Here is a 26,116-nt window from a genome sequence, read left to right as displayed (position 1 = left end):
GTGTGCGGTTGGCCGACGCCGGTGCCGATCGGACTACTCTGGGGCGGCTATGACCAGCCCTGACTTCGATCCGCTGGGTGAGTCCGGCCCCGATTTTGCGCCCCCGGTGCTGTCGCGGCGCCGTGAGCTCAGCGCCACCAGCGCCCGCTCGCTGCTGCTCACCGTGTTGGGCGAGTTCGTGCTGCCCCGCGACGAGGCGGTGTGGACCCAGGTGCTGCTGGACGTGCTGGGCGACCTCGGTGTCGAGCACAAGTCGGGCCGCCAGGCGCTGGCCCGCACCGCCGCCGAGGGACTGCTGAGCTCCGACCGGTCCGGGCGGCGGGTGCGCTGGTCGCTGACCGCGACCGGCCACCAGCTGCTGTCCACCGGCGCGCAGCGGATCTACTCGTTCGGCGCGTCCCCCACCGGCTGGGACGGGCGCTGGCTCGTGCTGCTGGTGAGCGTGCCGGAGTCCCGGCGACAGCTGCGGCACCGGCTGCGTACCCGCCTGGCCTGGGCCGGCCTCGGCACCCCGGCACCCGGCGTCTGGCTCTCGCCCGAGCCCGGCAAGCAGCCGGAGGTGTCCGAGGTCATCCACGAGCTCGCACTGGAGGAGGTCACCTCGTCCTTCGTCGGCGAGTTCGGGCAGATCGGCAAGGAGCGCGAGCTGGTCGCCGAGGCCTGGAACCTGGCCGGGGTCGAGGCGGCGTACCAGGACTTCATCACCACCTTCAGCGCCGCCGAGCCGGCCAGCCCCAAGGAGGTGCTGCGGGACCAGATCCACCTGGTGCACGCCTGGCGGCGGTTCCCGTTCCTGGACCCGCAGCTGCCCGCTGAGCTCCTCCCCGGCGGCTGGGCCGGCGCGAAGGCCGCCGAGCTGTTCCGCGAACGGCACGAGCAGTGGGACGCGGCGGCGCGGCGGCAGTGGCGCGAGATGCTCGAGTCCGCCGGCTGAGCGTCAGCTCAGCCGGTAGACGCGCTCCGCGTTGCCACCCAGCACCGCGTCCAGCACCGCCGGGGGCAGCCCGAGATCGGCGACCGCCTTGATGTTGGCGGCCACCCCGGGAATGCCCGGCCAGTCCGTACCGAAGATCCACTTCGCGGCGATCCGGGCCAGCTCGAACCGCTCGAAGTAGTGCGGCAGCCGCTTCGGGGGCAGCCCCGCGATGTCCAGCCACAGGTTCGGCCTGGCCAGCGCCATGAAGCCGGCGGTCTCGTAGCTCCAGCCCCGGCCGCCGTGCGCGAGCACCACGGTGAGGTCCGGGAAGTCGCGCAGCACGTCGTCCATCAGCACCGGGTCGCCGCGCCGCCCACTCGCCCCGGGGAACGAGCTCGGGCCGGTGTGCGTGATCACCGGGATGCCCCTGGCCTGGCACTCGGCGTAGGCCGGGTAGAGCTCGCGGTCGTTCGGGGCGAAGTTGCCGTGCACCGGGTGCACCTTCAGCGCCACCGCGCCCAGGTCGAGCTGGCGGCGGACCTCGGCGTCGACCGGGTAGTGCAGGTGCGGGTTGACGTTGGCGACCACCCGGAACCGCTCGGGGTTGTGCTCCAGGAGCGGCCGCATGTCCTCGATCGCCTGGATGCCGGTAACCCGGGGGCTGTACTCGCAGAACAGCAGCGCCCGGTCCACCCCCTCCGCCTCGAACAGCGCGTCGAACCGCTCCGGGACCAGCGCGCCGTCCGGGCCGTACAGCGCGGCGACCGCGTCGGCGTCGGCGGCCGGCCCGAGCCAGGTGTCCCAGGGCAGCTTCAACGTCGCCAGCCGCGCCGGGTGCACGTGTGCGTCCACGATCACCGGGCGGTCACCGGGCCGGGTGTCGAGCCGGGTGTCGAGCCGGGTGTCGAGCCCAGGGTGGCCCGCACCAGGTAGCGCTGCAGCTTGCCGGTCGCCGTCTTGGGCAGCGACTCGACCAGCAGCACCCGCCGCGGTCGCTTGAAGGCCGCCAACCCGGCCCGACAGAACTCCACCAGCTCATCCTCCCGCACGACCGCGCCCGGCCGGGCCACCACCACCGCCACCGGCTTGTCCAGCCCCGCCTCGTCCGGCACCCCGACCACGGCCACCTCGACCACGTCCGGGTGCTCCAGCAGCCGTGCCTCGACCTCGCTCGGGCTGACCCAGATCCCGCCGGCCTTGATCATGTCGTCGGAGCGCCCGAGGTAGGAGTAGCTGCCGTCGGCGTTGCGCTGGTAGGTGTCGCCGGTGCGCAGCCAGTCGCCCTGGAACGCGGCGCGGGTGGTCTCGGCCCGGCACCAGTAGCCGGTGGCGACCGACTCGCCGGAGATGTAGAGCACCGCCGCGGTGTCCGCCTCGGTGACCACCGACCCGTCCGTCTCGTCGCGCAGCTGCACCGCGTACCCGGGGACCGGCGTGCCCGAGCTGCCCGGCCGGACCGCACCCGGCACGTTGGACAGGAAGATGTGCAGCGCCTCGGTCGACCCGATGCCGTCCAGCACCTCGAACCCGAAGCGGTCCCGCATCCTGGTGAACAGGGTGACCGGCAGCGGCTCGCCGGCCGACGCACCCTGCCGGACGCTGGCGAAGGTGTCGTCGGGGATCGCGCTGGCCAGCAGCGCCGAGTAGAACGTCGGCACCCCGAAGAACAGCGTCGGGCGGTACCGGCCGACGACCTCGGCGACCAGGTCGGGGGTGGGTCGCCTCGGCTCCAGCACCGCGGCCGCCCCGACCGAGAACGGGAAGAACAGCGAGTTGCCGATTCCGTACGCGAAGAAGAGCTTGGCCACGGAGAAACACAGGTCGTCCGGGCGGATGCCGAGTACCTGGCGGCCGTAGCTCTCGCAGACGAAGCGGATGCTGCCGTGGCGGTGCATGGCCGCCTTCGGCCTGCCGGTGGTGCCGGAGGTGTACAGCCACAGCGCCGGCGAGTCGGCCCAGCTGGGGTAGCACGGCGCGGGCGTGCCGGCCCCGGTGGCCAGCAGCTCCGACCAGCTCACGCCGGCTACCGCGAAGTCCTCGGCGACGGTGCCGATGGTGATCACCCTGGCCAGGTCGGGAGGGGCCGCGTCCGGCCCGGTCCGCGACTTCACCAGGGTGGCCACGGCGGATCGCGCGGTGTCGGCGAACTCCACCGAGGTGACCAGCACCCGGGCCCTGGAGTCGACGAGCAGGCCGACCAGGTCGTCGACGGTGAGCATCGTGGACACCGGCACCGCCACCGCGCCAAGGTGCATCGCGGCCAGGATACCGACGGCCAGCTCGGCGGAGTCCGCCGCGAAGAACATCACCCGTTCCTCGGCACGCACCCCGAGCACGGTCAGCCCGGCCGCGACCGCGCGCACCTGCTCGGCCACCGCCGCGTAGCTCAGCTCGCCGCCCGGGTGCACCAGCGCGATGCGGTCGCCGTCCCCGAGGGCGACCCGGCGGTGTACCAGGTACTCGGCGGCGTTGAACAGCGCGGGCGCGGTGCTGGTCGGTGGCGCGGTGCTGGTCGGTGGGATGGACATGGGCCCCCTCGATGACCGGCGCGGGTGTGTACAGAGCGTATCCGAGCAGGCCGGTCCACGTCCCGCGCTCACCAGTACGGGGCTAGTTTTTGCAACCCCGAGTGATGATCGCTGGTAGCCGGCTCGGCCGCGCGGAGCACCCCGGACCGGGTCCGTATTCTGACCCGCACCACAACGCAACCGGCGAGGGGATGAACCGTGTTGATGTCGGTGCGATGGTTGATAGCAACGGCCTCGGTCGGGCTGATATTTGCCCTGACCTGGGCAGTCAGCGAGAACGTCTACGACCTGGGCAGCGCCACCTCGCTGGAGATAGCCGCGGTCACCGCGGCGGCCATCGGCGTGCCGCTGTCCTGGTGGTCGTTCCGCGGTCAGCTGCTGGACGAACCGGCCGAGGTCGCCTGGGTGACCTGGCGCCGGGTGCCGGAGATGCCCGGCTGGACGCTGCGGCGCTCGGCCGACGAGGCTGCCCTGGTCGGCGCGTTCCACGGCTACAAGGGCAAGAGCAGCCCGGTTGTCGTGGTCACCGGGCCGTCCGGCGTCGGCAAGACGCAACTCGCGGCCGGCTACGCGCGGGCCCGGATGTCCGAGGGCTGGCCCCTGGTGGCCTGGATCAACTCGGGCAGCCAGGAGGAGATGCTGGCCGGCCTGCTGGACTTCGCCGACGCGATGAGCCTGCGGGTGCCCGAGGAGGGCAGCTCCCGCGCCGTCGAGCGGCTGCGCCAGCACCCGCCCACCGGCACCCAGCCGTCGATCATCGTGTTCGACGGCGTGGTGGACGTGGAGGCGGTCCGGCCCTACCTGCCGACCATGCCCGGCTGGCGGGTGATCGTGACCTCCGGTGCACCGGACGCCGACACCCTCGGCATCGAGCTGCCCCTCGACCTGGCCCCCGGCGGCGACCTCGCGGCCCAGTCCGGGCTGACCGAGTCGACCTGCCGCGAGCTGGGCCTGCTGCCCGCCGCGGTCGACCTCGCCGCGGCTACCGTCCGTGAGCAAGGCATCAGCCAGGAGACTTACCTGGACCTGCTCGACTCGGTGGCCGCCGGTGAGCTGCTCGGCGACGGCCGGGACGGCTCCCGGCACGAGGAGAGCTACCCGCCGGCGGCGGCCGAGGCCGCCCTGCTCGCGTTGGACGGCGCCGGCTTCGAGACCGACCCGGTGACCCGGCGGCTACTCGGCCTGCTCGCGGTGCTCTCCCCCGCCGGCCCGTTCCGCGGCCTGCTGTACCTGGCCGCCGACCCCAACGAGGTCGACGACACCCTCAACCGGCTGGCCCGCTGGTCGCTGGTGTCGACGCGGATGGACCGCGACGGGGTGCTGCTGCACGAGCTGACCCGCCGGGTGGTGACCGACCGGCTGCGCGCGGAGGACGTCCTGCCGCGGGTGATCGCGGACGCGGCCGACCTGCTCGGGCGGGCCACCTTCGGCGAGGAGCAGGCTTGGGACCGGCGCGGCGAGGGCGACCAGCTCGTCGCGCACATCGCCGCGCTGTCCACCAACGCCGGCTCGGCGTCGGCCTCGCTGTCCGCCGAGGCCACCGAGCGGGTCCTCGGCCTGCGGCAGTGGGCCACCCGGCAGCTCAGCGCGGTCGGCGACGGCGTGCGCGCGGTCGAACTGGCGGAGAGCATCCGCACCGAGTGCGAGACGCTGCTCGGCCCGGAGCACCCGGACAGCCTGGCCGCCTCGGACAACCTGGTGATCGCCTACGTGGCGGCCGGGCGCGCGGCGGACGGCATCGGGCTGGCTGAGGACGTGCTGGACGCCCGCGAACGGGTGCTCGGCGGGGACAACCTGGACACGCTGGCTTCGCGCTACACGGTCGCGTACGCCCACGAGTACGCCGGTCAGCTGGACGAGGCGGCCAGCCAGTACGACCGGGCCTACACCGAGTACGCCCGGGTGCTCGGCGCGGACAACCCGCAGACCTTCACGGTGGCCGGTGCGCTGGCCCGGGTCCGGGCGATGCAGCCGGCGTCCCGAGGGCGGCACCGCTCAGGCCAGCGCCCGGTCTGACGGAGCCGGGCGCCGTCGGTCAGGTCAGCGCCCCGCCTGACGGAGCGGGCCCGCCCGACGGAGAGCCGGGCGCCGTCGGTCAGGTCAGGCAGTTCAAGTCAGGCAGCCGGGGCCGAGCAGCGCCTTGAGGTCGGCCAGCAGCGCCGGGCTCCGGTTGACCCGCAGCCCGTCGTCCAGCTTCAGCACGGTGGCCCTGGTGCCGTTGAGCAGCCGCAGGTGCACCTCGTGCTGGCCGGGGTGGCGGCCCAGCACGTCCTTCAGCTCGGCGACCCGGCGCGGGGTGCAGTGGTCGGCCCGCAGGCTCACCTCCAGCGGCCCGGTGGGCGCCCCGGCGGCGGCGACGGTAGTGGTGGCTGAGGTGGCGGCGGCGACGGTGGGCGTCCCGCCGGTGCTAGCGGTCGCGGCGGTGAGATCCGGCAGCGCGAGGTCGTTGGCGATCAGTGAGACCTTGTCGTCGCGCCGGTTCACCCTGGCCTTGACCAGTACGACCGCGTCCTCGGCGATGTCCGTCCCGACCACGGTGTAGGTGCGGGGGAAGAACAGCACCTCGATCCCGCCGGCCAGGTCCTCCAGCTGCGCGGACGCCCACGGCTCGCCGTTCTTGTTCACCCGGCGGTTCACCCCGGTGAGCAGGCCGCCGACGGTGACCTGGGCGCCGTCCGCGACCTCGCCCGCCAGAATGGTCGGGATCTGGGTGTCGGTCTTCGCCGCGAGCAGCGCCTCCAACCCGTTCAGCGGGTGCCCGGACACGTAGAGCCCGAGCATCTCCCGCTCCACCGCGAGCTGGTGCTTGGCCGGCCAGTGCTCGTCCGGCACCGGGATGTCGAACACGCCGCCCAGCGCCGCGGCGTCGTCGCCGCCGAACAGGTCGAACTGACCGACCGAGGCGGCCCGCTTGGTGCTCATCACCGCGTCCACCGCGTCCGCGTGCACCAACAACAGGCCCTTGCGCGGGTGCCCGAGCGAGTCGAAGGCGCCCGCCTTGATCAGCGACTCGATGACCTTCTTGTTGCACACCACCGCGTCGACCTTGCGCAGGAAGTCGGAGAAGTCGACGAAGGCGCCCTTCTCCCGGCGGGCCTCGACGATCGCGTCGACCACGTTGACGCCGACGTTGCGGACCGCGCCGAGCCCGAACCGGATGTCGTCGTTGACCGGGGCGAAGTTGCGCACCGAGGAGTTCACGTCCGGCGGCAGCACGGTGATGCCCATGTGCCGGCACTCGGCCAGGTAGCCGGCCGCCCTGTCCTTGTCGTCGCGCACGCTGGTCAGCAGGGCGGCCATGTACTCCGCCGGGTAGTTCGCCTTGAGGTACGCGGTCCAGTAGGTGACCACCCCGTAGGCCGCGGAGTGTGCCCGGTTGAACGCGTAGTCGGAGAACGGCAGCAGGATGTCCCACAGCGTCTTGACCGCGGCCGGGGAGTAGCCGTGGTCGTTCATGCCCTGGGCGAAGCCGGCGTACTCCTTGTCCAGGATCTCCTTCTTCTTCTTGCCCATCGCGCGGCGCAGCAGGTCGGCCTGGCCGAGCGTGTAGCCGGCCAGCTTCTGCGCGATCGCCATGACCTGTTCCTGGTAGACGATCAGGCCGTAGGTCTCACCGAGGATCTCCTTGAGCGGCTCGGCCAGCTCCGGGTGGATCGGGGTGACCTCCTGGCGCCTGTTCTTGCGGTCGGCGTAGTCGTTGTGCGCGTTCGCGCCCATCGGGCCGGGCCGGTACAGCGCGCCCACGGCGGAGATGTCGTCGAACTCGGTGGGTGCCATCCGGCGCAGCAGGTCGCGCATCGGGCCGCCGTCCAGCTGGAACACCCCGAGCGTGTCGCCCCGGCCGAGCAGCGCGTAGGTGGCCGGGTCGTCCAGCTCGACGCTCTCGATCGTCAGGGCCGGCTTGCCGTTGAGCTCGATGTTCTCCAGTGCGTCGTCGATGGTCGTCAGGTTGCGCAGCCCGAGGAAGTCCATCTTGAGCAGCCCGAGCGCTTCGCAGGCGCCCATGTCGAACTGGGTGATGATCGCGCCGTCGGCCTCCCGGCGCTGGATCGGGATCACATCGATCAGCGGCTTGCTGGACATGATCACGCCGGCCGCGTGAACCCCCCACTGCCGCTTGAGCCCCTCCAGCCCCCGGGCGGTGTCGATGATCTCCCTGACCTGCGGGTCGGCCTCGTAGAGCGCGCGCACCTCCGACGCCTCGGAGTAGCGCTTGTGGGCCGGGTCGAACACGCCGGACAGCGGGATGTCCTTGCCCATCACCGGCGGCGGCATCGCCTTGGTGATCCGGTCCGCCACCGAGTACCCGGGCTGGCCGAACAGCACCCGGGCGGAGTCCTTGACCGCCGCCTTCGCCTTGATCGTGGAGTAGGTGATGATCTGGGCGATGCGGTCCTCGCCGTACTTCTCCGTGGTGTAGCGGATCATCTCGCCGCGCCGGCGCTCGTCGAAGTCCATGTCGATGTCGGGCATCGAGATGCGCTCGGGGTTGAGGAACCGCTCGAAGATCAGCTTGTGCTTGATCGGGTCCAGGTCGGTGATGCCCAGGGCGTAGGCGACCAGCGAGCCGGCGGCCGAGCCCCGGCCGGGGCCGCACCGGATGCCGACCGACTTGGCGTGCTGGATGAGGTCGGCAACCACCAGGAAGTAGCCGGGGAAGCCCATCTGCATGATGACGCCGACCTCGTACTCGGCCTGCGTGCGGTACTGCCCGGTGATGCCCTCCGGGAACCGCCGGTGCAGGCCCCGTTCGACCTCCTTGACCAGCCAGCTCTGCTCCGTCTCGCCCTCCGGGACGGGGGCGCGGGGCATCAGGTCCTGGCCCTCGGTGAACTCGACGTGGACCCGCTCGGCGATGGCCAGGGTGTTGTCGCACGCCTCCGGGAACCGGGGGTCCCACTGGTGGCGCATCTCCTCCGGCGACTTGAGGTAGAAGTCCTGCGCATCGAACTTGAACCGGTTCGGGTCGGCCAGCGTCTTGCCGGTCTGCACGCACAGCAGCACCTCGTGCGGCTTGGCGTCGGAGGCGTAGGTGTAGTGCAGGTCGTTGGTGGCGAGGCCGGGCAGGTCGAGCTTCTTCTTCAGCTCGAACAGCTGCTGCTGGACCTGCCTCTCGATCGCGATGCCGTGGTCCATCAGCTCGCAGAAGAAGTTCTCCCTGCCGAAGATGTCCCGGTAGTCGCTGGCCGCCTGGCAGGCGTCGTCGAACCGGCCCTGCTGCAGCAGCCGCTGCACCTCACCGGACGGGCACCCGGTGGTGGCGATGATGCCCTTGCCGTAGGTCGCCAGCAGCTCCCGGTCCATCCGGGGTTTGTAGTAGTAGCCCTCGAGCGAGGCGAGGCTGGAGAGCCGGAACAGGTTGTGCATGCCCTCGGTGTTCTCCGCGAGCAGCGTCATGTGGGTGTACATCTCACCCGGGTTGTCGTCGCTGACCTGCTGGCCGCCGAGGGTCACCCGCTTGCGCTCGTGCCGGCTGCCCGGGGCCAGGTAACCCTCCATGCCGATGATCGGCTTGACCCCGTGCGCGTTGGCCTTGCGCCAGAACTCGTAGGCCCCGAACACATTGCCGTGGTCGGTCATGGCCAGCGCCGGCATGCCCATCCGGGACGCCTCGGTGAACAGGTCGTCGAGCCGGGCGGCCCCGTCGAGCATGGAGAACTCGGTGTGGGTGTGCAGATGGACGAAGCTGTCCCGGCTGGTGCCGGACGACCGAGTCGACATGGAACAGGACTCCTCCCCGCCGGAACGGCCCCCAATCTAATCCGGGCCACCGACAGTCCCGTGCGGTGGGCAACGTTGCCCTGCCTGTCAGCGGGTCCGATGGCGCTGCCCGGACCTGCGGTGTTGCGTATACCTACGCAGAGCAAAGGGAGCTCAGGAGCCACCCGGCACGGTCGGCTCCGGTCCGGGACCGCGACCCGTCGAGCTGGGCACCGGGCCGTCGTCCGGCACCGGGTCGGCCGCCTGGGTCTGCTCCGGCAGCAGCGGCGCCAGCGCCACCCCGGACGTCGGAGTCCCCGCCGGGGCCGCGTCCACCGCGCGCACCGCCGGCTGCTCGGCCAGCCGGGACAGCGCCGCCCGGTCGCCGACCACCAGCACCGCGAGCACACACCGACACGGGCTCGGTGCGCCGCTCTGTGCACCGCCCGCCTCGCCGCTCGGTCCCCCAGGCGCCGCGCCGCTCGGTGCGCCAGGCGCCGCGCCGCTCGGTGCACCGCCCGCCGCGCCGCCCAGCCCTCCGCCCAGTACAGCGGCCTCGTAGCGGGCCACCGAGGCGGCCCGCCCGGTCAGCCGGCCGGCCTCCGCCGAGGCGTCCCGCGCGGCGGCCTGCTGGGCGAGCGCGAGCTGCCGCTGGGCGTCGAGCACCGGGTCCGCCAGGTCGACCGGGGGCAACGCCTCGAACCGCAGCGCGGTCTGCACCCGGGGCAGCGGCACCCGGATCACCGCGGTGGCCGGGGTGACGCCGGCGAGCAGCCGGGCGACGCTCGCCCCGTCCAGCTCGGTACCGAACTGCACCAGCGCGGGGACCGCCGGCGCACCGGGCGCCGGCCACCGGGCGGGCAGACCTGCCAGGTAGGCGGCCACCGGGGCGCCGGGGTCGGGGCCGAGCCGCACGGCGTCGAGCGAGGCCGGCTGGTCGGGTGCGCCGAACAGGGACTGCCGGCCGGCCACCCAGGCCACCGCGAGCAGCACCAGCAGCACGCAGAGCAGCGCCGGCCAGAGCGGCCGGTGCGCGGTCCGCCCGCCGGTGTCGCTGTCGGTGCCGGCGTCAGCCATCGTCCCGCAGCACGTCCAGAGCGTGCCGCAGGTCGTCCGGGTAGGGACTGGTGAACTCCACCTGGCGGCCGTCGCCGGGGTGCGCGAAACCGAGCTGGCGGGCGTGCAGCCACTGCCGGGTCAGCCCCAGCTTCTCGGCCAGGGCCGGGTCGGCGCCGTAGGTGAGGTCACCCACGCAGGGATGCCGCAGTGCGGACATGTGCACCCGGATCTGGTGCGTGCGCCCGGTCTCCAGCTTGATGTCCAACAGGCTGGCGGCCGGGAACGCCTCCACCGTGTCGTAGTGCGTGACGCTGGGCTTGCCGCCGGCCACCACGGCGAAGCGGTAGTCGTGCCTGGGGTGCCGGTCGATCGGGGCGTCCACGGTGCCCCGGCTCGGGTCCGGGTGGCCCTGCACGATGGCGTGGTAGCGCTTGGTCACCTCGCGCTGCTTGAACGCCCACTTCAGCGCGGTGTACGCCCGCTCGGACTTGGCCACCACCATGATCCCGGTGGTGCCGGCGTCGAGTCGGTGCACGATGCCCTTGCGTTCCTCCGCGCCGGACGTGGACAGCTGTACCCCCAGCGCGGCCAGCCCACCGGTCACCGTCGGACCGTCCCACCCGGGGCTCGGGTGCGCGGCCACCCCCACCGGCTTGTCGACCACGACGATGTCGTCGTCCTCGTACAGCCGGTTCAGGCCGTCGACCCGGGCGGCCGGCTCGGTCGGCGCCGGCCGCTCCGGCGTGGGCAGCGTGACCTCGAGCCAGGTGCCGGCGATCAGCCGGTCCGACTTGTCCAGCGTCCGCCCGTCCACCTGGATCTGGCCGTTCTCGGCGAGCCCGGCCACCACGGTCCGGGACAGCCCGAGCAGCCGGGACAACCCGGCGTCCACCCGCATGCCGTCCAGTCCGTCCGGTACCGGCAGCTCCCGTGTGTCCGTCACTCGCCGGCCTCACTGTCCTGGCCGGGCTCGGGGCGCCGTTTGCGTCCCCGGGTGCCGTCGAGCTCGATACCGATCAGCGCCAGCAGCACGAGCAGCACACCGCCGGTGCAGATCGCCGAGTCGGCCGCGTTGAACACCGGCCAGACCCGCCCGTCCGGGGCGAACACCGAGACCATGTCCACCACCCAGCCCCGGAAGATCCCGGGGTAGCGGAACACCCGGTCGGTGAGGTTGCCCAGCGCGCCGCCGAGCACCAGGCCCAGGGCCACCGCCCAGCCCCGCGAGTGCAACCGCCCGGACACCCGCACGATGGCCACCACCACGCCGGCCGCGATCAGAGTGAGCAACCAGGTCATCCCGGTGGCCATTCCGAAGGCGGCACCCGGGTTGCGCACCAGCTGCAGATAGACCAGGCCGTCCAGGACCCGCAGCGGGGGTTGCCACTCCAGGTGGTCCACCGCGAGCATCTTGGTCTTGAGGTCGATCGCCCATACCGCGGCGGCGACCACGGCCAGGGTCAGCCCCCGCAGCGGTCGGGTGCCCGGGGCGCGACCGCCGCCGGGCCGCGGGTATTCCTCGGCGGCCTCGGGCTCGGACGACGTGGTCATGAGTCAATTGTCTACGACCGGCCGGACTCACCGCGCCACCGGGCCAGCCGGCCGGCCCGGTCGACCGCGCGGATCCGTTGTTCGGCCCGGCTCCGGACCGCGGCGGTGGTGACCACCAGCAGCTGGTCACGCTCCTGCAACCGGGTGTCCGGGGTGGGGGTGAAGCCGTCGCCGCCCCGCACGATCAGGCTGACCAGCGCCCCCTTGGGCAGTCTCAGCTCGCGCAGGTACACCCCGTGCAGCCGGGAGCCGACCGGCACCCGCACCTGCAGCAGGTCGGCGGCGAGCTCGTCCAGCGGGGCGGAGTCGACCTCGATCTCGGTGGCCTCCGCGGCGCGCGACACGCGGAGCAGTCGAGCCACCCAGGGCAGCGTGGTGCCCTGCAGCAGGGTGAGCACGACGACCAGCACCAGCACCACGTCGACCAGCAGCCGCGCGCCCTGGCTGTCCGGGGCACGGGTCACGGGGATCAGCGCGAGCACGATGGGTACCGCGCCGCGCAGCCCGGCCCAGGACAGGAAGGCCTGCTCCCGCCAGGGCAATCGGAACGGCAGCATGGACACCACGATGGACAGCGGCCGGCCGAGCAGCACCAGGACCAGCCCGGCGACGAGCGCTGGCAGCAGCGCGCCGCCCAGCGCGCCGGGTGAGGAGTACAGCCCAAGCAGCACGAACAGCCCGATCTGGGCGAGCCATCCGGTGCCCTCGGCGAAGGACATCACGCCGCCCCGGTGCGGCAGGTTCGAGTTGCCGAGGATCAGTGCGGCGAGGTACGTGGCGAGGAACCCGGACGCGTGCAACCACTGGCCGCCGGCGTAGCCGAGCACGCAGACGGCCATGGTGGCCAGCGGGTACAGCCCGGTCGCCGGCAGTGCGGCCCGGCGCAGCGCCCACGCCCCGCCGAAGCCGAGTGCCGCGCCGACCGCGCCGCCCACCGCGAGCTCGTAGACCACCAGCGCGGGGCTCCACCACTGCAGCGGTCCCGGGGCGGCGAGCAGGACCACCGCGATGACCACCGGGGCGTCGTTGAGCCCGGACTCCAGTTCGAGCGCCGCGGACATCCGACGCCGCACCCCCACCCCGCGCAGCACGCTGAACACCGCCGCCGCGTCCGTCGAGGACAGCACGGCGCCCCACAGGAACGCGGTGCGCCAGTCCAGCCCGAGCAGCAGGTGCAGCGCGGTCCCGGTGACCCCGATGCTGACGGCCACGGCCAGCGTGGACAGCGAGATACCGATGTTGAGCGACGGCCGGACGTCCTCCCAGCGGGTGGTCAACCCGCCCTCGATGAGGATCAGTACCAGCGCGGCCAGCCCGAGTGACTCGGTGAGCCCGGCGTTGGAGAACTGGAAGCCCAGCACCGACTCGCCGAGCAGCACGCCGATCCCGAGGTACAGCAGCAGCGACGGCAGCCCCAGGCGGACCGAGGCGCGCACCGCCACCACACTGAGCAGCACGACGGCGGCGCCGATGCCCAGGACCGCTTCGAGGGAGACGTTCATCGCACCCCCGTCCGCGGCCGGCTCTGACCGGTAATTTCACCGCGGCGGCGGGCGCGGCCGATCACCGGGTCAGGTCACCGGCCCCAGCGAGACCGGCCCAGCCTCGCCCGGCCAGCCTCACCGGGCCAGCCTCACCGGGCCAGCCTCACCGGGCCAGCCTCACCGGGCCAGCCTCACCGGGCCAGCAGAGTCGCCAGGACCGAGTCGAGGTAGGCCTGCCGCTCCGGGCCGCCCGGCGGAACCGCGTCCGGCACGGTGCGGGCGAGCTGGGCGTGCCCGAGGTAGGTGGTGTACGCCAGCAGCGCGCGCCGGCCGGCCGAGACCGGGTCGAAGTCCAGGCTGGTGAACAGTCCGGTCAGGTAGTCGAGCCGGCGCTGGGTGACCCGGCGCACGGTCGGTGCCACCAGCGGGTCGTCCGATGTGATCCGCTGGCTGCACGACGCGGTGCTGGAGGAGCTGCTGGACCGGGCCGGGTACGCGGTCGGTGACCCGCCGGCGCGGCCGGTCCGGTGGTCGCTCTGGGTGCGGGTGGGACGGCGGCTGCTCGGTGCCGGTCCGGCCGCACCGGTCCGGCGCTGAGCTCAGGCCGGGCGGCCGCTCGGCATCCTGCTCGCCCGGTGGCTGGTCAGCGGGCGCTGACCCGGCTCGCCCCTACCAGCTGAGCGTGACGGTCGACCTCGGGCGGCCGGCCGGCAGTTCGGCGAGTGCGTCGGCCACCTCGCCGATCCGCTCCGGCGGCAGGCACAGCCGCCGGGCCACCCACTCCGGGTCCTCGGGCAGCCGGGCCGGCCGGTCCCAGCGCACCACGGTCGGCTCGATGCCCAGCTCGTTGAGCACCGCGACGGCGTCGTCCGCGGTGGCCGGTGGTGGCCGATGCAGTCCGTGGAACCGCACCCAGAGCGGGTCCAACCAGGCCATCGGGTGCGCGGCGGTGAGCTCCATGACCACGCCGCGCCGCGCCGCCGCCGTCATGGCCACCAGGAACGGCGGGAACTCCACGGTGTTGTAGCCGACGTGGTGGCACAGCACCGCGTCGGCGATGCCGGCCTCGTTGGCGACCGACGGCCATGCGCCGAGCACGGTGCGGTACTCGACGCCGCGGGCCTCGCAGTCAGCGGCGAACACCTCGAGCATGCCGGGGTTCTGGTCCACGCCGACGAGCAGGCCGGCGTGGTCGGCGACGGCCAGCGAGGCGGTCCCGCCGCCGCAGCCGACGTCCAGCACGGTCAACGGCCCGCGCCGGGGCCCATCCGCACTGAGCAGGGCAATCGCGGCGTCCCGGGAGGGCGTGTCATGGGGCTCGGCGGGTGCTCCGAAGTGCTTCGGGTCGTGTCGCCACGGGTTGTCCGGGGCGTTCGCCACGATCTCCGGCGGTATGCCCCGCGCCTCCTGCAACTCCCGCCAGCGGTCGCTGGCCGTCCCGGTACTCGTCACCGGCTCAGCATGCCAGGGCGCCCGACCGCCGCCACCCGTGAGCCCTTTGCTCTGCGTAGGTATACGCAACACCGCTGGCGCCAGGCCGGGCCAGCGCGGCGCCTGTTGTTACCGAGCTGCACACCAGGCAGGTTGCGGGCGCTCAGAACCTGCCTGGTGTGCAGCTCGGTAACGCGCCGCGGGCGGGTTCCGGGTGCGGCGCGTTCCGGGTGCGGCGGGTTCCGGGTGCGCGGGTTCCGGGTGCGGCGGGTTCCGGGTGCAGGGGGCGGTGCCGGGGTGTCAGCGCCGCAGCAGCTCCGCCAGCCTGGCGGCCAGTGCCCCGGGCTCGCCGGCCAGCTCGACGATCTTGTCCCGACCCCGGTGGCCGGCGGCGATCGTCACCTCGCCGCGGCGCAGGGCGAACGCCGAGGCCAGCGCCTCGACCACCGCCTCGTTGGCCTGGCCCTCGACCGCCCTGGCCCGCACCGCGACCAGCAGCGCCGGCCCGCCCGGCCCGTCCCAGCAGCCGCCGACCTCGACGCGACGTGCGCCGGGCCGCGCCCGCACCCGAACCCGCACCGCACCTCCACATTCCCTGTGAGTGGTATTGGTCCCCCTGGCGACCAATACCACTCACAGGGTTAGACGGCGGCGACGTGGACGGTGACAGCGGCACCGCCGGTGACCGGAGCGGCGAGGGTCGGCTCCGCCACGGGCGCATAGGTCACCGAGGTCGCCAGCACCTCGTCAGCGAGGAAGTCCTGGTGCGCCCGTACCGCCTCGAGCACCTCGGCGGGTGCGTCGAGGGTCAGCGCGACGCGGTCGGACACGTCGAGGCCGGCCTCCCGGCGAGCCTGCTGCACGAGTCGCACCACGTCCTTGGCCAGCCCCTCGGCGGCCAGCTCCGGGGTGACCTCGGTGTCCAGCACGACCAGTCCGGAGCTGCCCGGCAGCGCCGCCGTGACGTTGGACGCGCCGTCCACCGCCTCGCCGGGCACCAGCCGCTCGCTGTACTCCCCCGGCAGCAGATCGATGCCGGCGGCGCTCACCGTGCCGTCGGCGGCCTGCTCCCACTCGCCCGCCTTGACCGCACGGATCACCTTCTGGGTGTCGCCGCCGAGCCGGGGCCCGCAGACCCGGGCGTTCACGGTCAGCTCGAACCGGCCGAAGCGCCGCACCTCGGTCGACAGTTCGACGTCCTTGACGTTCACCTCGTCGGCGAGGATGTCGGCGAACGGCGCCAGCAGGGCGGCGTCCTCGGCGGCCACGGTGAGCCTGGTCAGCGGCAGCCGCACCCGCAGCTTGTTCGCCTTGCGCAGCGACAGCGCCGTTGACGCGACCTGGCGGACCCGGTCCATCCCGGCCACCAGCGCGGTGTCGTGCGGCATCTCGCCGCGCGCCGGCCAGTCCGTCAGGTGCACCGAGCGGCCGCCGGTGAGCCCCCGCCAGATCGCCTCGGCGGTAAGCGGCAGCAGCGGTGCCACCACCCGGGCTGTCAGCTCGAGCACGGTGTGCAGGGTGTCGATGGCGTCCTGGTCACCGTCCCAGAACCGCTCCCGGGAACGGCGCACGTACCAGTTGGTGAGCACCTCGGCGTGGTCGCGGACGATGGCGCAGGCGCCGGCGATGTCGTAGCGGTCCTGCGCCTCGGTCACCGCGTCGACCAGCTCGGCCGTCTTGGCCAGCATGTAGCGGTCCAGCACGTGCGGGCTGTCCGTCCTGATGCGACCCTCGCGCCCGGCCGCGTTGGCGTACAGCGCGAGGAAGTACCAGGTGTTCCATAGCGGCAGGATGGCCTGCCGGACGCCCTCCCGGATGCCCTGCTCGGTGACCACCAGGTTGCCGCCGCGCAGGATCGGCGACGCCATCAGGAACCAGCGCATCGCGTCGCTGCCGTCCCGGTCGAACACCTCGTTGACGTCCGGGTAGTTGCCCTTCGACTTGGACATCTTCAGGCCGTCGTCGCCGAGCACGATGCCGTGCGCGATGCACGAGGAGAACGCCGGCCGGTCGAACAGCGCGGTCGCCAACACGTGCAGCAGGTAGAACCAGCCCCGGGTCTGCCCGTTGTACTCGACGATGAAGTCGCCCGGGTAGTGGTACTTGAACCAGTCGGCGTTCTCGAACGGGTAGTGCACCTGGGCGAAGGGCATCGAGCCGGAGTCGAACCAGCAGTCCAGCACCTCGGGTACCCGGCGCATGGTGGAGCGCCCGGTCGGGTCGTCCGGGTTGGGCCGGGTCAGGTTGTCGATGTGCGGGCGGTGCAGGTCGGTCGGGCGGACCCCGAAGTCGCGCTCCAACTCGTCCAGCGAGCCGTAGACGTCGGTGCGCGGATAGTTCGGGTCGTCGGACTGCCAGACCGGGACCGGGCTGCCCCAGTACCGGTTGCGGGAGATGTTCCAGTCCCGGGCGCCCTCCAGCCACTTGCCGAACTGACCGTCCTTGACGTTCTCCGGCACCCAGGTGATCTGCTGGTTCAGCTCGACCATCCGGTCCCGGAACGCGGTGACCCTGACGAACCAGGAGTCCACCGCGCGCTGGATCAGCGGGTTGCCGCAGCGCCAGCAGTGCGGGTACGGGTGGTCGTGGGTCTCGTGCCGCAGCAGCACACCCTGCACGTGCGGGTTCGCGCCGCTCGGGCCGTCGCGCAGGTCGCGGATGATGTGGGCGTTCGCATCGAACACGTGCATGCCGGCGTACGGCGGCACCTCGACGGTGAACTCGCCCCGGGAGTCGACCGGGACCACGACCTCGATACCGGCCGCGTCGGTGACCTCCTTGTCCTCCTCACCGAAGGCCGGCGCGATGTGCACGATGCCGGTGCCGTCCTCGGTGGTCACGTAGTCGGCGGCGAGCACCCGGTGCGCGTTCGGCCGGCCGGCGAAGAAGTCGAACGGCGGGGTGTAGCCGAGCCCGAGCAGCTCACTGCCCTTGAGCCGGCGCAGCACCGTCGCTGCCCCGTCTGTGCCGACCTCGCCCAGCTCGCGGGCGTAGTGCCCGACGCGGGCCTCCGCGAGCAGGTAGCGCTCCCCGTTCGCCGCCCTGACCAGCGCGTAGTCGATGTCCGTGCCCACCGCCATGGCCAGGTTGGACGGCAGCGTCCACGGGGTGGTCGTCCAGATCAGCGCCAGCGCGCCGTCCAGGTCGGCGTCGCCGGGCGCGGTGAGCCGCAGGCCGACGGTGACCGCCGGGTCCTGCCGGTCCCGGTAGGCGTCGTCCATCTTGGTCTCGGTGGCGGCCAGCGGCGTCTCGTCCCGCCAGCAGTACCAGAGCACCCGGAACCCGGCGTAGATCAGGCCCTTGTCCCACAGTGTCTTGAACGCCCACATGACACTTTCCATGTAGGGCAGGTCGAGCGTCTTGTAGTCGTTGTCGAAGTCCACCCAGCGCGCCTGGCGGGTGACGTAGTCCCGCCACTCCGAGGTGTAGCGCAGCACCGAGGCGCGGCAGGCCTCGTTGAAGGCCGCGACGCCCATCTCCTCGATATCCGACTTGTGCTTGAGGCCGAGCTCCTGCTCGGTGGTCACCTCGGCGGGCAGGCCGTGGGTGTCCCAGCCGAACCGGCGCTCCACGTGCTTGCCGCGCATGGTCTGGTAGCGCGGCACCACGTCCTTGACGTAGCCGGTGAGCAGGTGGCCGTAGTGCGGCAGGCCGTTCGCGAACGGCGGCCCGTCGTAGAAGACGAACTCGTTGGCGCCGTTCTCCCCGGCCGGGCGGGCGTCGACCGACGCCTGGAACGTCCGGTCGGCCTCCCAGCGGGCCAGCACGGTGCGTTCCAGCACCGGGAACGACGGCTGGGGCGGCACCGAACCGCCGCCGGTGCTCGCGCCGTCGTCCGCGCTGGTGACGTCGACCTTGGGATAAACCATCTCGCAGTACTCCTCGTGCAGCCCTGTCGTGCTCCGCACGGGGACGAACCCGGGGCTGCGCCCGGACCGCGGTACCACCCCGCTTGCCGCCGACGGCGTGAGATACATCGTCGGCGACCGCTCGTTACGCCAGGCTGTGACGGGCCGACCCGTCCGGTTCTACTGGGGATCGCCGCCGCGGGCGGTGACCCTGTTCTTCCGGAGGCTCCCCGGTGATGGCCGGATCGACGCCTGTCGTGCTGGTTCCAGGATAGCGCGGGTCAGGAGGACGACGCCGCCCGGTTCCGCGCGGCCAGTGTGCGCACCGGCGAGCACACCGCGCACGGGGTGAAGCCGTACTCGACGGCCTCCTTGGCCGGCAGCGGGATCGTGTCGTTGCCGGCGAGCAGCCGGCAGCTGAGCAGGTGGAAGCGCGGCTGCTCGTCGATGACCGCCACCTCCTCGGAGAGGGTCGCGACGATCGCCTCGGCGGCCGGGCTGGTCCGTTCCTCGTCGGGCTCGGGCGGCGGCCCGCCCTGCACCGGCGGGACCGCCTGGGCGCCGCTCGCGCCGTCGGCCGCCGCTGCTGCCTCGACCGGCTCCCTCGGGGTGGACTCCCGCGCCGGGGCACCGTCGGCGGTGTCGTTCGTCCTCGCGATCACCGCGGTGTGGCTGTCGTCGTCGTCCGGCCGACCCGCCCTGGTGGGCTCACCCGGAGCGCCCTCGGGGGTGCGCTCGCCGGACTGGGCCGCCGCGGCGGCACCGGCCGCGCCGACGGCCGGGAACACCGTGGTACTCCCGTTGTCGCCGTCCGCGCCCTCGGTGGTCCGGGCGGCGTCCCGGGGCGCGGCGTCCGCCTCGGTCCGGGCCTCCCGGGCTGTGCCGTCCGTGACGCCGTCCGACGTGACGCCGTCCGACGTGACGCCGTCCGACGTGACGCTGTCCGGCTTGACCGGCTCGCCGGCCTTGGCCGGGCGGTCCGGTTCGGCGGGACCGCCGACCCTCGTCTCGGACCTGTCGGCGCCGCGCTCGGCGTCCACCGGCCGGGCATCCGCCGGGCGGCCGGCCGCTGCCCGGTCGTCCCTGGCCCGGTCATCCCTGGCCCGGTCGTCCCCTTCGGCGGGTTCGGCATCGCGCCCCTTGGCCGCGGACCGGGCCGCGGCGGCACCGGCCGCCACAGCACCCGCCGCCGCCACTCCCGCGGCGCCAGCGGCCACTCCGCCAATTCGGTCGGCCGATTTGCCGGATTCCGAAGGTGCCTTTTCCCCGGCATTGTCACCCGTTAGTGACGATGCGCCGGAATTCGGCACATTCGAGCGATCGCCACTCGCGGATGTCACGCTTGGTGACTGTGCATCCCCTGATTGGCTTCCATCTGGCACAGCGCTAGACGGTCGATCGGGGGAGCCGGACGGCGGCGGCACAGCTGGAATCGCAACCGTCTCCGGTGCATCCGCGACGGACGGTCCAACTCCGGAGTTGGGCCGTATCGCCGCGAAAACCTCGGTCGGCGGATCAGTCACCGCGCCACCCATGACCGGAATCGCCGTGGTCGGCGGTTCGATCATGTTGGTCGGCGCGGCGAACTGGCCGCGAGGCGCACGCTCTCCGGCACCGGTCTTGACCGCGGCGCGCCGCTGTGCCCAGTCGTAGACCAGAGCCCCGGCGGCGGCCACGCTCACCACCACCGAGATCCAGGCCCAAGCCGCGGTACCGGTCACCAGGGCGACCAGCAGCAACCCGAAGGCCACCAGCACGAATATCAAGACCAGCAGTAACACAGTTCACTCCGAGGTGACGACGTCGCTTGTGGCGCCGGCCACCAAATCGTTGGGGCCGGGCCGAGGTTCAGCTGCCGGCGTCTGCCCTTGAGCCGTAGCCGGTGGCCGCGTAACCCTGACTCGAGTTTGCCCGACCGTCCGACGGAGCGGCAGATCCCCGGCCAGCGAGGTCCCGCAGCTGCGATTCGAGGTACGTCTTCAGCCTCGTACGGTACTCCCGCTCGAAGGTACGCAACTCGTCGATCTTCTTGTCCAGTACCGACTTCTCGCGCTGGATACCGCCCATGATCTCGCTGTGCTTACGCTCGGCTTCCCCGACCAGCGCGGCAGCCTTGTCACGAGATTGGCGTTCCATCGTCTCGGCCCTGGTCCGGGCGTCGTTCAGCATGGTCTCGGCACGCACTCGGGCCTCGTTGACCAGTCCGTCGGACTTGGTACGAGCCTCCGAGAGCAGCTGCTCGGACTTGGTCCGCGCATCGCCGAGCATGCCATCGGCCTCGGTCTTGGCCTCGGCGGTCAGCCGGTCGGCCATCTCCTGGGCGAGTCCCAGCACCTTCGCGGCCTGCACGTGGTGGTCACCACCGAGCGAGACCGGGTCCATCATCGCCTGGGGAGCAGCCTGGGGAGGCGGCGGCGGGGCCTGGACGGGGGGTGGCGGCATGGCCATCGCCATGGTCTGGCGGGTCTCTTCCGCCGGACGCTGGCGCTGCTGGGGAGCACGGGAGGCCTGGGCGCGCGCCTCGGACAGGTCACTCTGCGCGTTGCCCAGCTGCTGCTCCAGGGCGTTCACCTGGTCGCGCAGCTCGGTGTTCTCCTCCATGAGCTTGCCAAGCTCTTGTTCGACGAGGTCGAGGAAGGCATCCACCTCGTCCTCGTTGTAACCCCGTTTTCCGATCGGGGGCTTGCTGAAGGCGACGTTATGCACGTCGGCCGGGGTCAGCGGCATCGGATCACCTCACGCAGTCCTGGGCAACCGAGGCCCTTTACACGTCTCATAGAGACCTCGGATCGAACGGATCATCCATCAGGCCGTGCCGATGAACGTCAACAGTATGAACACGGCCAGGGGCAGAACCATAATCCACTGGTCCAGTCCCAGCCACCCCAACGTCACCGGTCCGGTCACGCTCCGTAATGACGCTACGGAGCCCATTGGGGGCCGAAATGGCGGGAAGGGACACGCTTCAATCTTGGCCGAAAAAGCCGCGCTCCGCGAGCTTTCTGCGCTCTTCCGCTGAGACATCGACGCCTGTGGGCGAGAGCAGGAAGACCCGGCTGGTGACCTTGTCGATGGAACCGCGCAGGGCGAAGGCCAGCCCGGCGGCGAAGTCCACCAGACGCTTGGCGGCCGCGTCGTCCAGCTCGGTCAGGTTCATGATCACCGGGATGCCTTCCCGGTACCTCTCCCCGATCGTCCGCGCCTCGTTGTAGCTACGCGGATGCACCGTGGTGATCCGCGACAGCGGCGCCTCCTTGGCGGCGGCGGCCGTGGCGCGGTTCGACTCGGTCAGCGGCTCCTGCACCCGGGGCGGCGCCGCGGCCAGCGGTTCGACCGCCAGAGCCCCCCGGGTCAGCGGTGCCCGACCGGCACCGCCCGAGCCGTTCCGCGCCGCCGGCACACCGATCGGGGCCGGTGCCGGCAGGGGCCGGTCCAGCGAGGCGCGCTCGGTGTGCGGACGGTCCCCGTAGTGCCGCTCGGCATAGGGTCGCTCGGTCGGGTTGCCGGCACGCTCGGCGCGGGGTTCCGGGTGCGGTTCGGCATACCCGGGGCGGCCCTCGTCGTAGTAGCTGGCTTCATCGTCGTAGTCGAGGTACGCGTCCATATCTTCGGCCGGAACCATCCCGAAGTATGCCTTCAGCCGATATAGCGCGCTCATGGCCACGCCCCCTTCCCGACAGCCTCACGAGCCAACGCGGGCAGCATCAAGTCGCGTCACCGTCCCGATCTACGTGTCCGGTGACACCGCGTTATCGCTCAGGGCGAGGCTAATGGCCGGTCACCCAGAAGGGCGGCTCCGACACGCACACAGGTCGATCCGTATCGGATCGCCCGTTCGAAGTCAGCTGTCATCCCCGCGGACACCACCCGAGCACCCGGATGGCTGTTCCGGAGCCTCCCAGCGGCCTCCTGGAGCGCGGCGAACGCCCGGTCCGGGTCGCCGCCGAGCGGGGCCACCGCCATCAGCCCGTGCAGCACCAGACCCCCGGATCCGGCGATCCGGTCGGCCAGCTCCGCCAGCTGCCCGGCCGGCACCCCGCCCCGCGCCGGGTCGCCGTCCAGACTGAGCTGGATCAGCACCGACAGCGGCCCGGCCCGCTCCCCGCTGTCCACCGCCCTCGGCACGGCCGCGTCCAGCGCATCGGCCAGCCGTGCGGAGTCCACCGACTCGACCCGGGCCGCCCAGGCCGCCACCGAGCGGGCCTTGTTGCGCTGCAGCGACCCGACCAGGTGCCAGCGTGGCGTGCACCCGGCGCGCAGCTCGGTCAGCTCGGCCACCTTCGCGGCGGCCTCCTGCGGGCGGTTCTCGCCGAACGCCAGCTGCCCGAGATCGACCAGCAGCGCCACGTCGCTGGCCGGGCGGGTCTTGGTGACCGCGACCAGCTCGACCTCGTCGGCCGAACGCCCGGCGGCGGTACAGGCCGCCGCGACCCGGCCACGCACGGTCTCCAGTGCGGCGGCCAGCTCGGCGCGGCGGTCGCGCCGCACCGGGTGCGCCGCGGTCATCGGGGATCGAGCCAGGTCACCGCGGCGAGCCGGCCGGTCCTGCCGTCCCGGCGGTGCGAGTAGAGGTCGCGGTCCTCCACGGTGCAGCGGGGGTCGGTGTCCACCCTGGTCACGCCGAGCGCGCGCAGCTGCTGGCGGAGCCCGGCCCGCAGGTCCAGCCCGGGGGTGCCCTTGCTCGTCACGCACGCACTGCCGGGCAGCGCGGCGTGCACCGAGGCGCGCATCGCGGCCGGCACCTCGTAGCAGGCGCCGCAGACCGCCGGCCCCAGCAACACCTCGGTCCGCTCGGGGCGGGCCCCCAGCCGCTGCATCGCGGCCAGCGCGGCCGGCAGCACGCCATCCGCCGCCCCGACCCGGCCGGCGTGCGCCGCGCCCAGCACGCCGGCGACCGGGTCGGCCAGCAGCACCGGCACGCAGTCGGCGGCCAGCACCGCCAGCGCCAGCTCCGGGCGGTCGGTGACCATCGCGTCGACCTCGGCCAGCTCCCGCTCGGGCGGCGCGCTGACGGTGGCCGCGGTGGTGCCGTGCACCTGTCGCATCCAGACCACCGAACCGGCCGGCAGGCCGACCCCGGCCGCCAGCCGACGCCGGTTGGCCGCCACCGCCGCCGGGTCGTCACCGACCCCGGAGGACAGGTTGAACCGCTCGAACGGCGCGCGCGAGGCGCCGCCTGCCCTGGTGGTCACCACTCGCCGAACGCGCACCACCGCCACCCTAGTAGCTGGTGACGGTGGTGGGCGTGCGAGCTAGTTGATCAGCGGCGCATGAAGGGCGGTACATCGACCTCGTCGTCCTCGAAATCCAGCACCTTCCGGGCCGTCACCGGGGGCGGCGGCAGCGGGGGCGGCGGCGGGGACGCCGGGGCGGCGTGGTTGTGCGGCGCGGTGGACTGCGGCGGGATGTTCGGCGCCGGTGCGTAAGCGGCCGAGGACTGGCTGGGCGACGGGGTCCTGGACGCCCCGTTGCTCAGGTTGCCGTTGCTGCCGCCACCGTTGTTCGAGCTCCCCGGGGCGGGACGGGCGGAGCTGCCGCTGTCCGGTCGGGGTGCGCGAAAGGCGGCCGGGTCGAGCTTCTTGTGCGTCGGGGTGCCCGAGTCGAACCCGGCCGCGATGACGGTGACCCGCACCTCGTCGCCGAGCGAGTCGTCGATCACCGTCCCGAAGATGATGTTCGCGTCGGGGTGGGCGGCCTCCTGGACCAGCGACGCCGCCTCGTTGATCTCGAACAGACCCAGGTCGGACCCGCCGGCGACCGACAGCAGCACGCCGTGCGCGCCGTCCATGGACGCCTCCAGTAGCGGCGAGTTGATCGCCTTGCCGGCGGCCTGCACCGCCCTGCCCTCGCCGCGGGCCGAACCGATGCCCATCAACGCGCTGCCCGCGCCGGACATCACGCTCTTCACGTCGGCGAAGTCCAGGTTGATCAGACCGGGGGTGGTGATCAGGTCGGTGATGCCCTGCACACCGGAGAGCAGCACCTCGTCGGCGGAGCGGAACGCGTCCATCAGGGACACACCGACATCCCCGAGCTGGAGCAGGCGATCGTTCGGAATCACTATGAGGGTGTCGCACTCGGTGCGCAGCTGGCTGATGCCGTCCTCGGCCTGCCCCGCGCGCCGCTTGCCCTCGAAGGTGAACGGGCGGGTCACCACGCCGATGGTCAGCGCGCCGAGCTTGCGGGCGATGCTGGCCACCACCGGGGCGCCGCCGGTGCCGGTTCCACCACCCTCGCCGGCGGTCACGAACACCATGTCGGCGCCCTTGATCACCTCTTCGATCTCTTCCCGGTGATCCTCGGCGGCCTTGCGGCCCACGTCGGGGTTCGCCCCGGCGCCGAGTCCCCTGGTCAGTTCACGGCCGATGTCCAGCTTCACGTCGGCATCGGACATGAGCAGTGCCTGGGCGTCGGTGTTCACCGCAATGAACTCGACGCCTTTCAGACCGTGCTCAATCATCCGGTTGACCGCGTTCACGCCGCCGCCACCGATTCCGACGACCTTGATAACCGCAAGATAGTTGTGCGGGGGCGTCATGCGCGGCACCTTCCTTACTGGCCTAGCACTGTCTCTCTCGACCAGAGACTGAGAGTTATGTCAGCCATCTGCCTCGCACGGGAACGGTAGGGTCGCCACCGGTCGCGGTCCAGCAGGCGCGCCGGTAGGCCGTCAGGCCGGATTGCGCTGGTACTCAGCGCCGAATGGTCGGCAGGTCCGGCGCGGTCACGTCGTAGATCGTCCCGGGCTGGGTCAGCAGCGCCGCCAACACCGCTGCCTTGCGGACCGAGTCGTCCGAGGAGCCCCACCTGACCTGCTTGTTGCCAGCCAGCCGCAGGGTGATCTGGGTGGGGCCGGCAACCTCGATGACCTGCAGTTCGTCCCGCACGGCGGGGTTGAGCGCGGCCAGCACGGCGAGCCCGGCCTCGGTGTCCGGATCGCCGGGGGTCACCCGGTCGGCGGCCAGCCTCGGCAGCTTGGGGGCCGGCTTGGGGGCCCGCTCGTACGGCAGCCCGGTGCTGTCCACCAGCTGAGGACCGGCCGTCGACGCCGCCAGTGCCACCGGGGTGCGCTCGGTCACCGACAGCTGGACCGTGTTCGGCCAGTCCCGGGTCACCTCGACGGAGGCCAGCAGTGGGACGGCCGAGAGCCGCCGGCGGACCTCGTCGGCGCGCACCGCGAGCAGCGGCTGGCCGATCTCGATGCCGGACGCCGCCCGGATCAGCGCCGGGTTCAGCTGGGTGGTCCCGACGACGTCGATCTGGTTGACCCGGAACCGGGCCCCGTACATCAGCGCGGCCCGGCCGCCGATCAGCGCCGCGCCGGCCACCAGCACCAGCAGCAGCACGATCGCGAGCAGCCGCCTGCGGCGGTAGCGCACCTGGTTCCGCCGGTCCCGGCCTCGGCGAGGCGGGCGGGGGGTCGCCGGATCGGTCGGGGTCCGGTCCGGCGCGGTGTCCACCGGGCTCATCGGGCCCGCTCCGGCCGCTCGGTAGCCGGCCCGGCCGCCCGGCTGTCCGGTCCGGTGTCCTGCTCCGTCGCCTCGCCGGTGGTCGGGCCGGTCGCCTCGCCGGGCGTTGAGCCGGTCACCGGCGCGCGCC

At 72.5% G+C, this 26,116-nt stretch carries 21 protein-coding genes; 3 read left to right on the top strand and 18 right to left on the bottom strand.

The window, feature by feature from the left end:
* The first annotated feature begins 49 nt into the window (after nt 1–49).
* A complete protein-coding gene (locus ACTXG6_RS23010; RefSeq protein ID WP_445189862.1) occupies nt 50–934 on the top strand; it encodes a PaaX family transcriptional regulator in 885 nt (294 codons plus the stop codon).
* A gap of 3 nt (nt 935–937) precedes the next feature.
* Here the strand turns inward: ACTXG6_RS23010 and ACTXG6_RS23005 are convergent, their stop codons facing one another.
* Complete coding sequence (locus tag ACTXG6_RS23005; RefSeq protein WP_445189861.1) at nt 938–1,774, bottom strand: amidohydrolase family protein; 837 nt, start codon at nt 1,772–1,774, stop codon at nt 938–940.
* Nucleotides 1,771–3,444, bottom strand: a complete 1,674-nt coding sequence (locus tag ACTXG6_RS23000; protein WP_445189860.1) for a benzoate-CoA ligase family protein — start codon at nt 3,442–3,444, stop codon at nt 1,771–1,773. The genes ACTXG6_RS23005 and ACTXG6_RS23000 overlap by 4 nt, the downstream gene beginning before the upstream one ends.
* Nucleotides 3,445–3,663: 219 nt before the next feature.
* Here ACTXG6_RS23000 and ACTXG6_RS22995 point away from each other — a divergent pair, with 219 nt between their 5' ends.
* Nucleotides 3,664–5,460: a tetratricopeptide repeat protein gene (locus ACTXG6_RS22995; protein ID WP_445189859.1), complete on the top strand. Its 1,797-nt coding sequence runs from the start codon at nt 3,664–3,666 to the stop codon at nt 5,458–5,460.
* Nucleotides 5,461–5,553: 93 nt separating this feature from the next.
* On the opposite strand, the gene dnaE is transcribed toward ACTXG6_RS22995, so the two are convergent.
* The 6 genes from dnaE to ACTXG6_RS22965 all read right to left on the bottom strand — a co-directional run bounded on the left by dnaE (nt 5,554) and on the right by ACTXG6_RS22965 (nt 13,660).
* Nucleotides 5,554–9,165 carry a DNA polymerase III subunit alpha gene (dnaE, locus tag ACTXG6_RS22990; protein ID WP_445189858.1) on the bottom strand — a complete coding sequence of 1,204 codons (3,612 nt, stop codon included), beginning with the start codon at nt 9,163–9,165 and terminating at the stop codon, nt 5,554–5,556.
* A 153-nt stretch (nt 9,166–9,318) separates the two neighbouring features.
* Nucleotides 9,319–10,221 carry a hypothetical protein gene (locus ACTXG6_RS22985; RefSeq protein WP_445189857.1) on the bottom strand — a complete coding sequence of 301 codons (903 nt, stop codon included), beginning with the start codon at nt 10,219–10,221 and terminating at the stop codon, nt 9,319–9,321.
* Nucleotides 10,214–11,101: an RluA family pseudouridine synthase gene (locus tag ACTXG6_RS22980; RefSeq protein WP_445190094.1), complete on the bottom strand. Its 888-nt coding sequence runs from the start codon at nt 11,099–11,101 to the stop codon at nt 10,214–10,216. Before ACTXG6_RS22980 ends, ACTXG6_RS22985 begins: the two co-directional genes overlap by 8 nt.
* Nucleotides 11,102–11,142: 41 nt before the next feature.
* Nucleotides 11,143–11,754, bottom strand: a complete 612-nt coding sequence (gene lspA / locus ACTXG6_RS22975; RefSeq protein WP_445189856.1) for a signal peptidase II — start codon at nt 11,752–11,754, stop codon at nt 11,143–11,145.
* Between the two features lie 11 nt (nt 11,755–11,765).
* Nucleotides 11,766–13,256 (bottom strand): potassium/proton antiporter, encoded by a 1,491-nt coding sequence (locus tag ACTXG6_RS22970; protein ID WP_445189855.1) that lies wholly within the window; start codon nt 13,254–13,256, stop codon nt 11,766–11,768.
* A 173-nt stretch (nt 13,257–13,429) separates the two neighbouring features.
* A complete protein-coding gene (locus ACTXG6_RS22965; RefSeq protein ID WP_445189854.1) occupies nt 13,430–13,660 on the bottom strand; it encodes a hypothetical protein in 231 nt (76 codons plus the stop codon).
* Nucleotides 13,661–13,676: 16 nt separating this feature from the next.
* Between ACTXG6_RS22965 and ACTXG6_RS22960 the strand changes: the two genes are divergently transcribed.
* Nucleotides 13,677–13,835, top strand: coding sequence for a hypothetical protein (locus ACTXG6_RS22960; protein ID WP_445189853.1), 159 nt, complete (start codon nt 13,677–13,679; stop codon nt 13,833–13,835).
* A gap of 72 nt (nt 13,836–13,907) precedes the next feature.
* Here ACTXG6_RS22960 and ACTXG6_RS22955 read toward each other — a convergent pair whose 3' ends face one another.
* The 10 genes from ACTXG6_RS22955 to ACTXG6_RS22910 all read right to left on the bottom strand — a co-directional run bounded on the left by ACTXG6_RS22955 (nt 13,908) and on the right by ACTXG6_RS22910 (nt 25,986).
* Complete coding sequence (locus ACTXG6_RS22955) at nt 13,908–14,690, bottom strand: class I SAM-dependent methyltransferase (protein WP_445189852.1); 783 nt, start codon at nt 14,688–14,690, stop codon at nt 13,908–13,910.
* A gap of 279 nt (nt 14,691–14,969) precedes the next feature.
* Nucleotides 14,970–15,248 (bottom strand): DUF167 domain-containing protein, encoded by a 279-nt coding sequence (locus ACTXG6_RS22950; protein ID WP_445189851.1) that lies wholly within the window; start codon nt 15,246–15,248, stop codon nt 14,970–14,972.
* A 62-nt stretch (nt 15,249–15,310) separates the two neighbouring features.
* Nucleotides 15,311–18,538, bottom strand: a complete 3,228-nt coding sequence (gene ileS, locus ACTXG6_RS22945) for an isoleucine--tRNA ligase (protein WP_445190093.1) — start codon at nt 18,536–18,538, stop codon at nt 15,311–15,313.
* Between the two features lie 260 nt (nt 18,539–18,798).
* The gene (locus ACTXG6_RS22940; protein WP_445189850.1) at nt 18,799–19,734 is read right to left on the bottom strand and encodes a hypothetical protein; all 936 of its coding nucleotides are present in this window, start codon (nt 19,732–19,734) and stop codon (nt 18,799–18,801) included.
* 631 nt (nt 19,735–20,365) lie between these two features.
* Complete coding sequence (wag31, locus tag ACTXG6_RS22935; RefSeq protein WP_445189849.1) at nt 20,366–21,244, bottom strand: DivIVA-like cell division protein Wag31; 879 nt, start codon at nt 21,242–21,244, stop codon at nt 20,366–20,368.
* Between the two features lie 238 nt (nt 21,245–21,482).
* Complete coding sequence (locus ACTXG6_RS22930) at nt 21,483–22,175, bottom strand: cell division protein SepF (RefSeq protein ID WP_445189848.1); 693 nt, start codon at nt 22,173–22,175, stop codon at nt 21,483–21,485.
* Between the two features lie 98 nt (nt 22,176–22,273).
* The gene (locus ACTXG6_RS22925) at nt 22,274–23,023 is read right to left on the bottom strand and encodes a YggS family pyridoxal phosphate-dependent enzyme (protein WP_445189847.1); all 750 of its coding nucleotides are present in this window, start codon (nt 23,021–23,023) and stop codon (nt 22,274–22,276) included.
* Nucleotides 23,020–23,727, bottom strand: a complete 708-nt coding sequence (pgeF, locus tag ACTXG6_RS22920) for a peptidoglycan editing factor PgeF (RefSeq protein ID WP_445189846.1) — start codon at nt 23,725–23,727, stop codon at nt 23,020–23,022. The genes ACTXG6_RS22925 and pgeF overlap by 4 nt, the downstream gene beginning before the upstream one ends.
* Nucleotides 23,728–23,777: 50 nt before the next feature.
* A complete protein-coding gene (ftsZ, locus tag ACTXG6_RS22915; RefSeq protein WP_445189845.1) occupies nt 23,778–25,055 on the bottom strand; it encodes a cell division protein FtsZ in 1,278 nt (425 codons plus the stop codon).
* Between the two features lie 154 nt (nt 25,056–25,209).
* On the bottom strand, nt 25,210–25,986 hold the full coding sequence (locus ACTXG6_RS22910; protein WP_445189844.1) for a cell division protein FtsQ/DivIB: 777 nt from the start codon (nt 25,984–25,986) through the stop codon (nt 25,210–25,212).
* Nucleotides 25,987–26,116: the final 130 nt, after the last annotated feature.

It is taken from the genome of Pseudonocardia sp. Cha107L01 (assembly GCF_052566575.1).
This window is presented reverse-complemented; position numbering and strand designations above follow the sequence as displayed.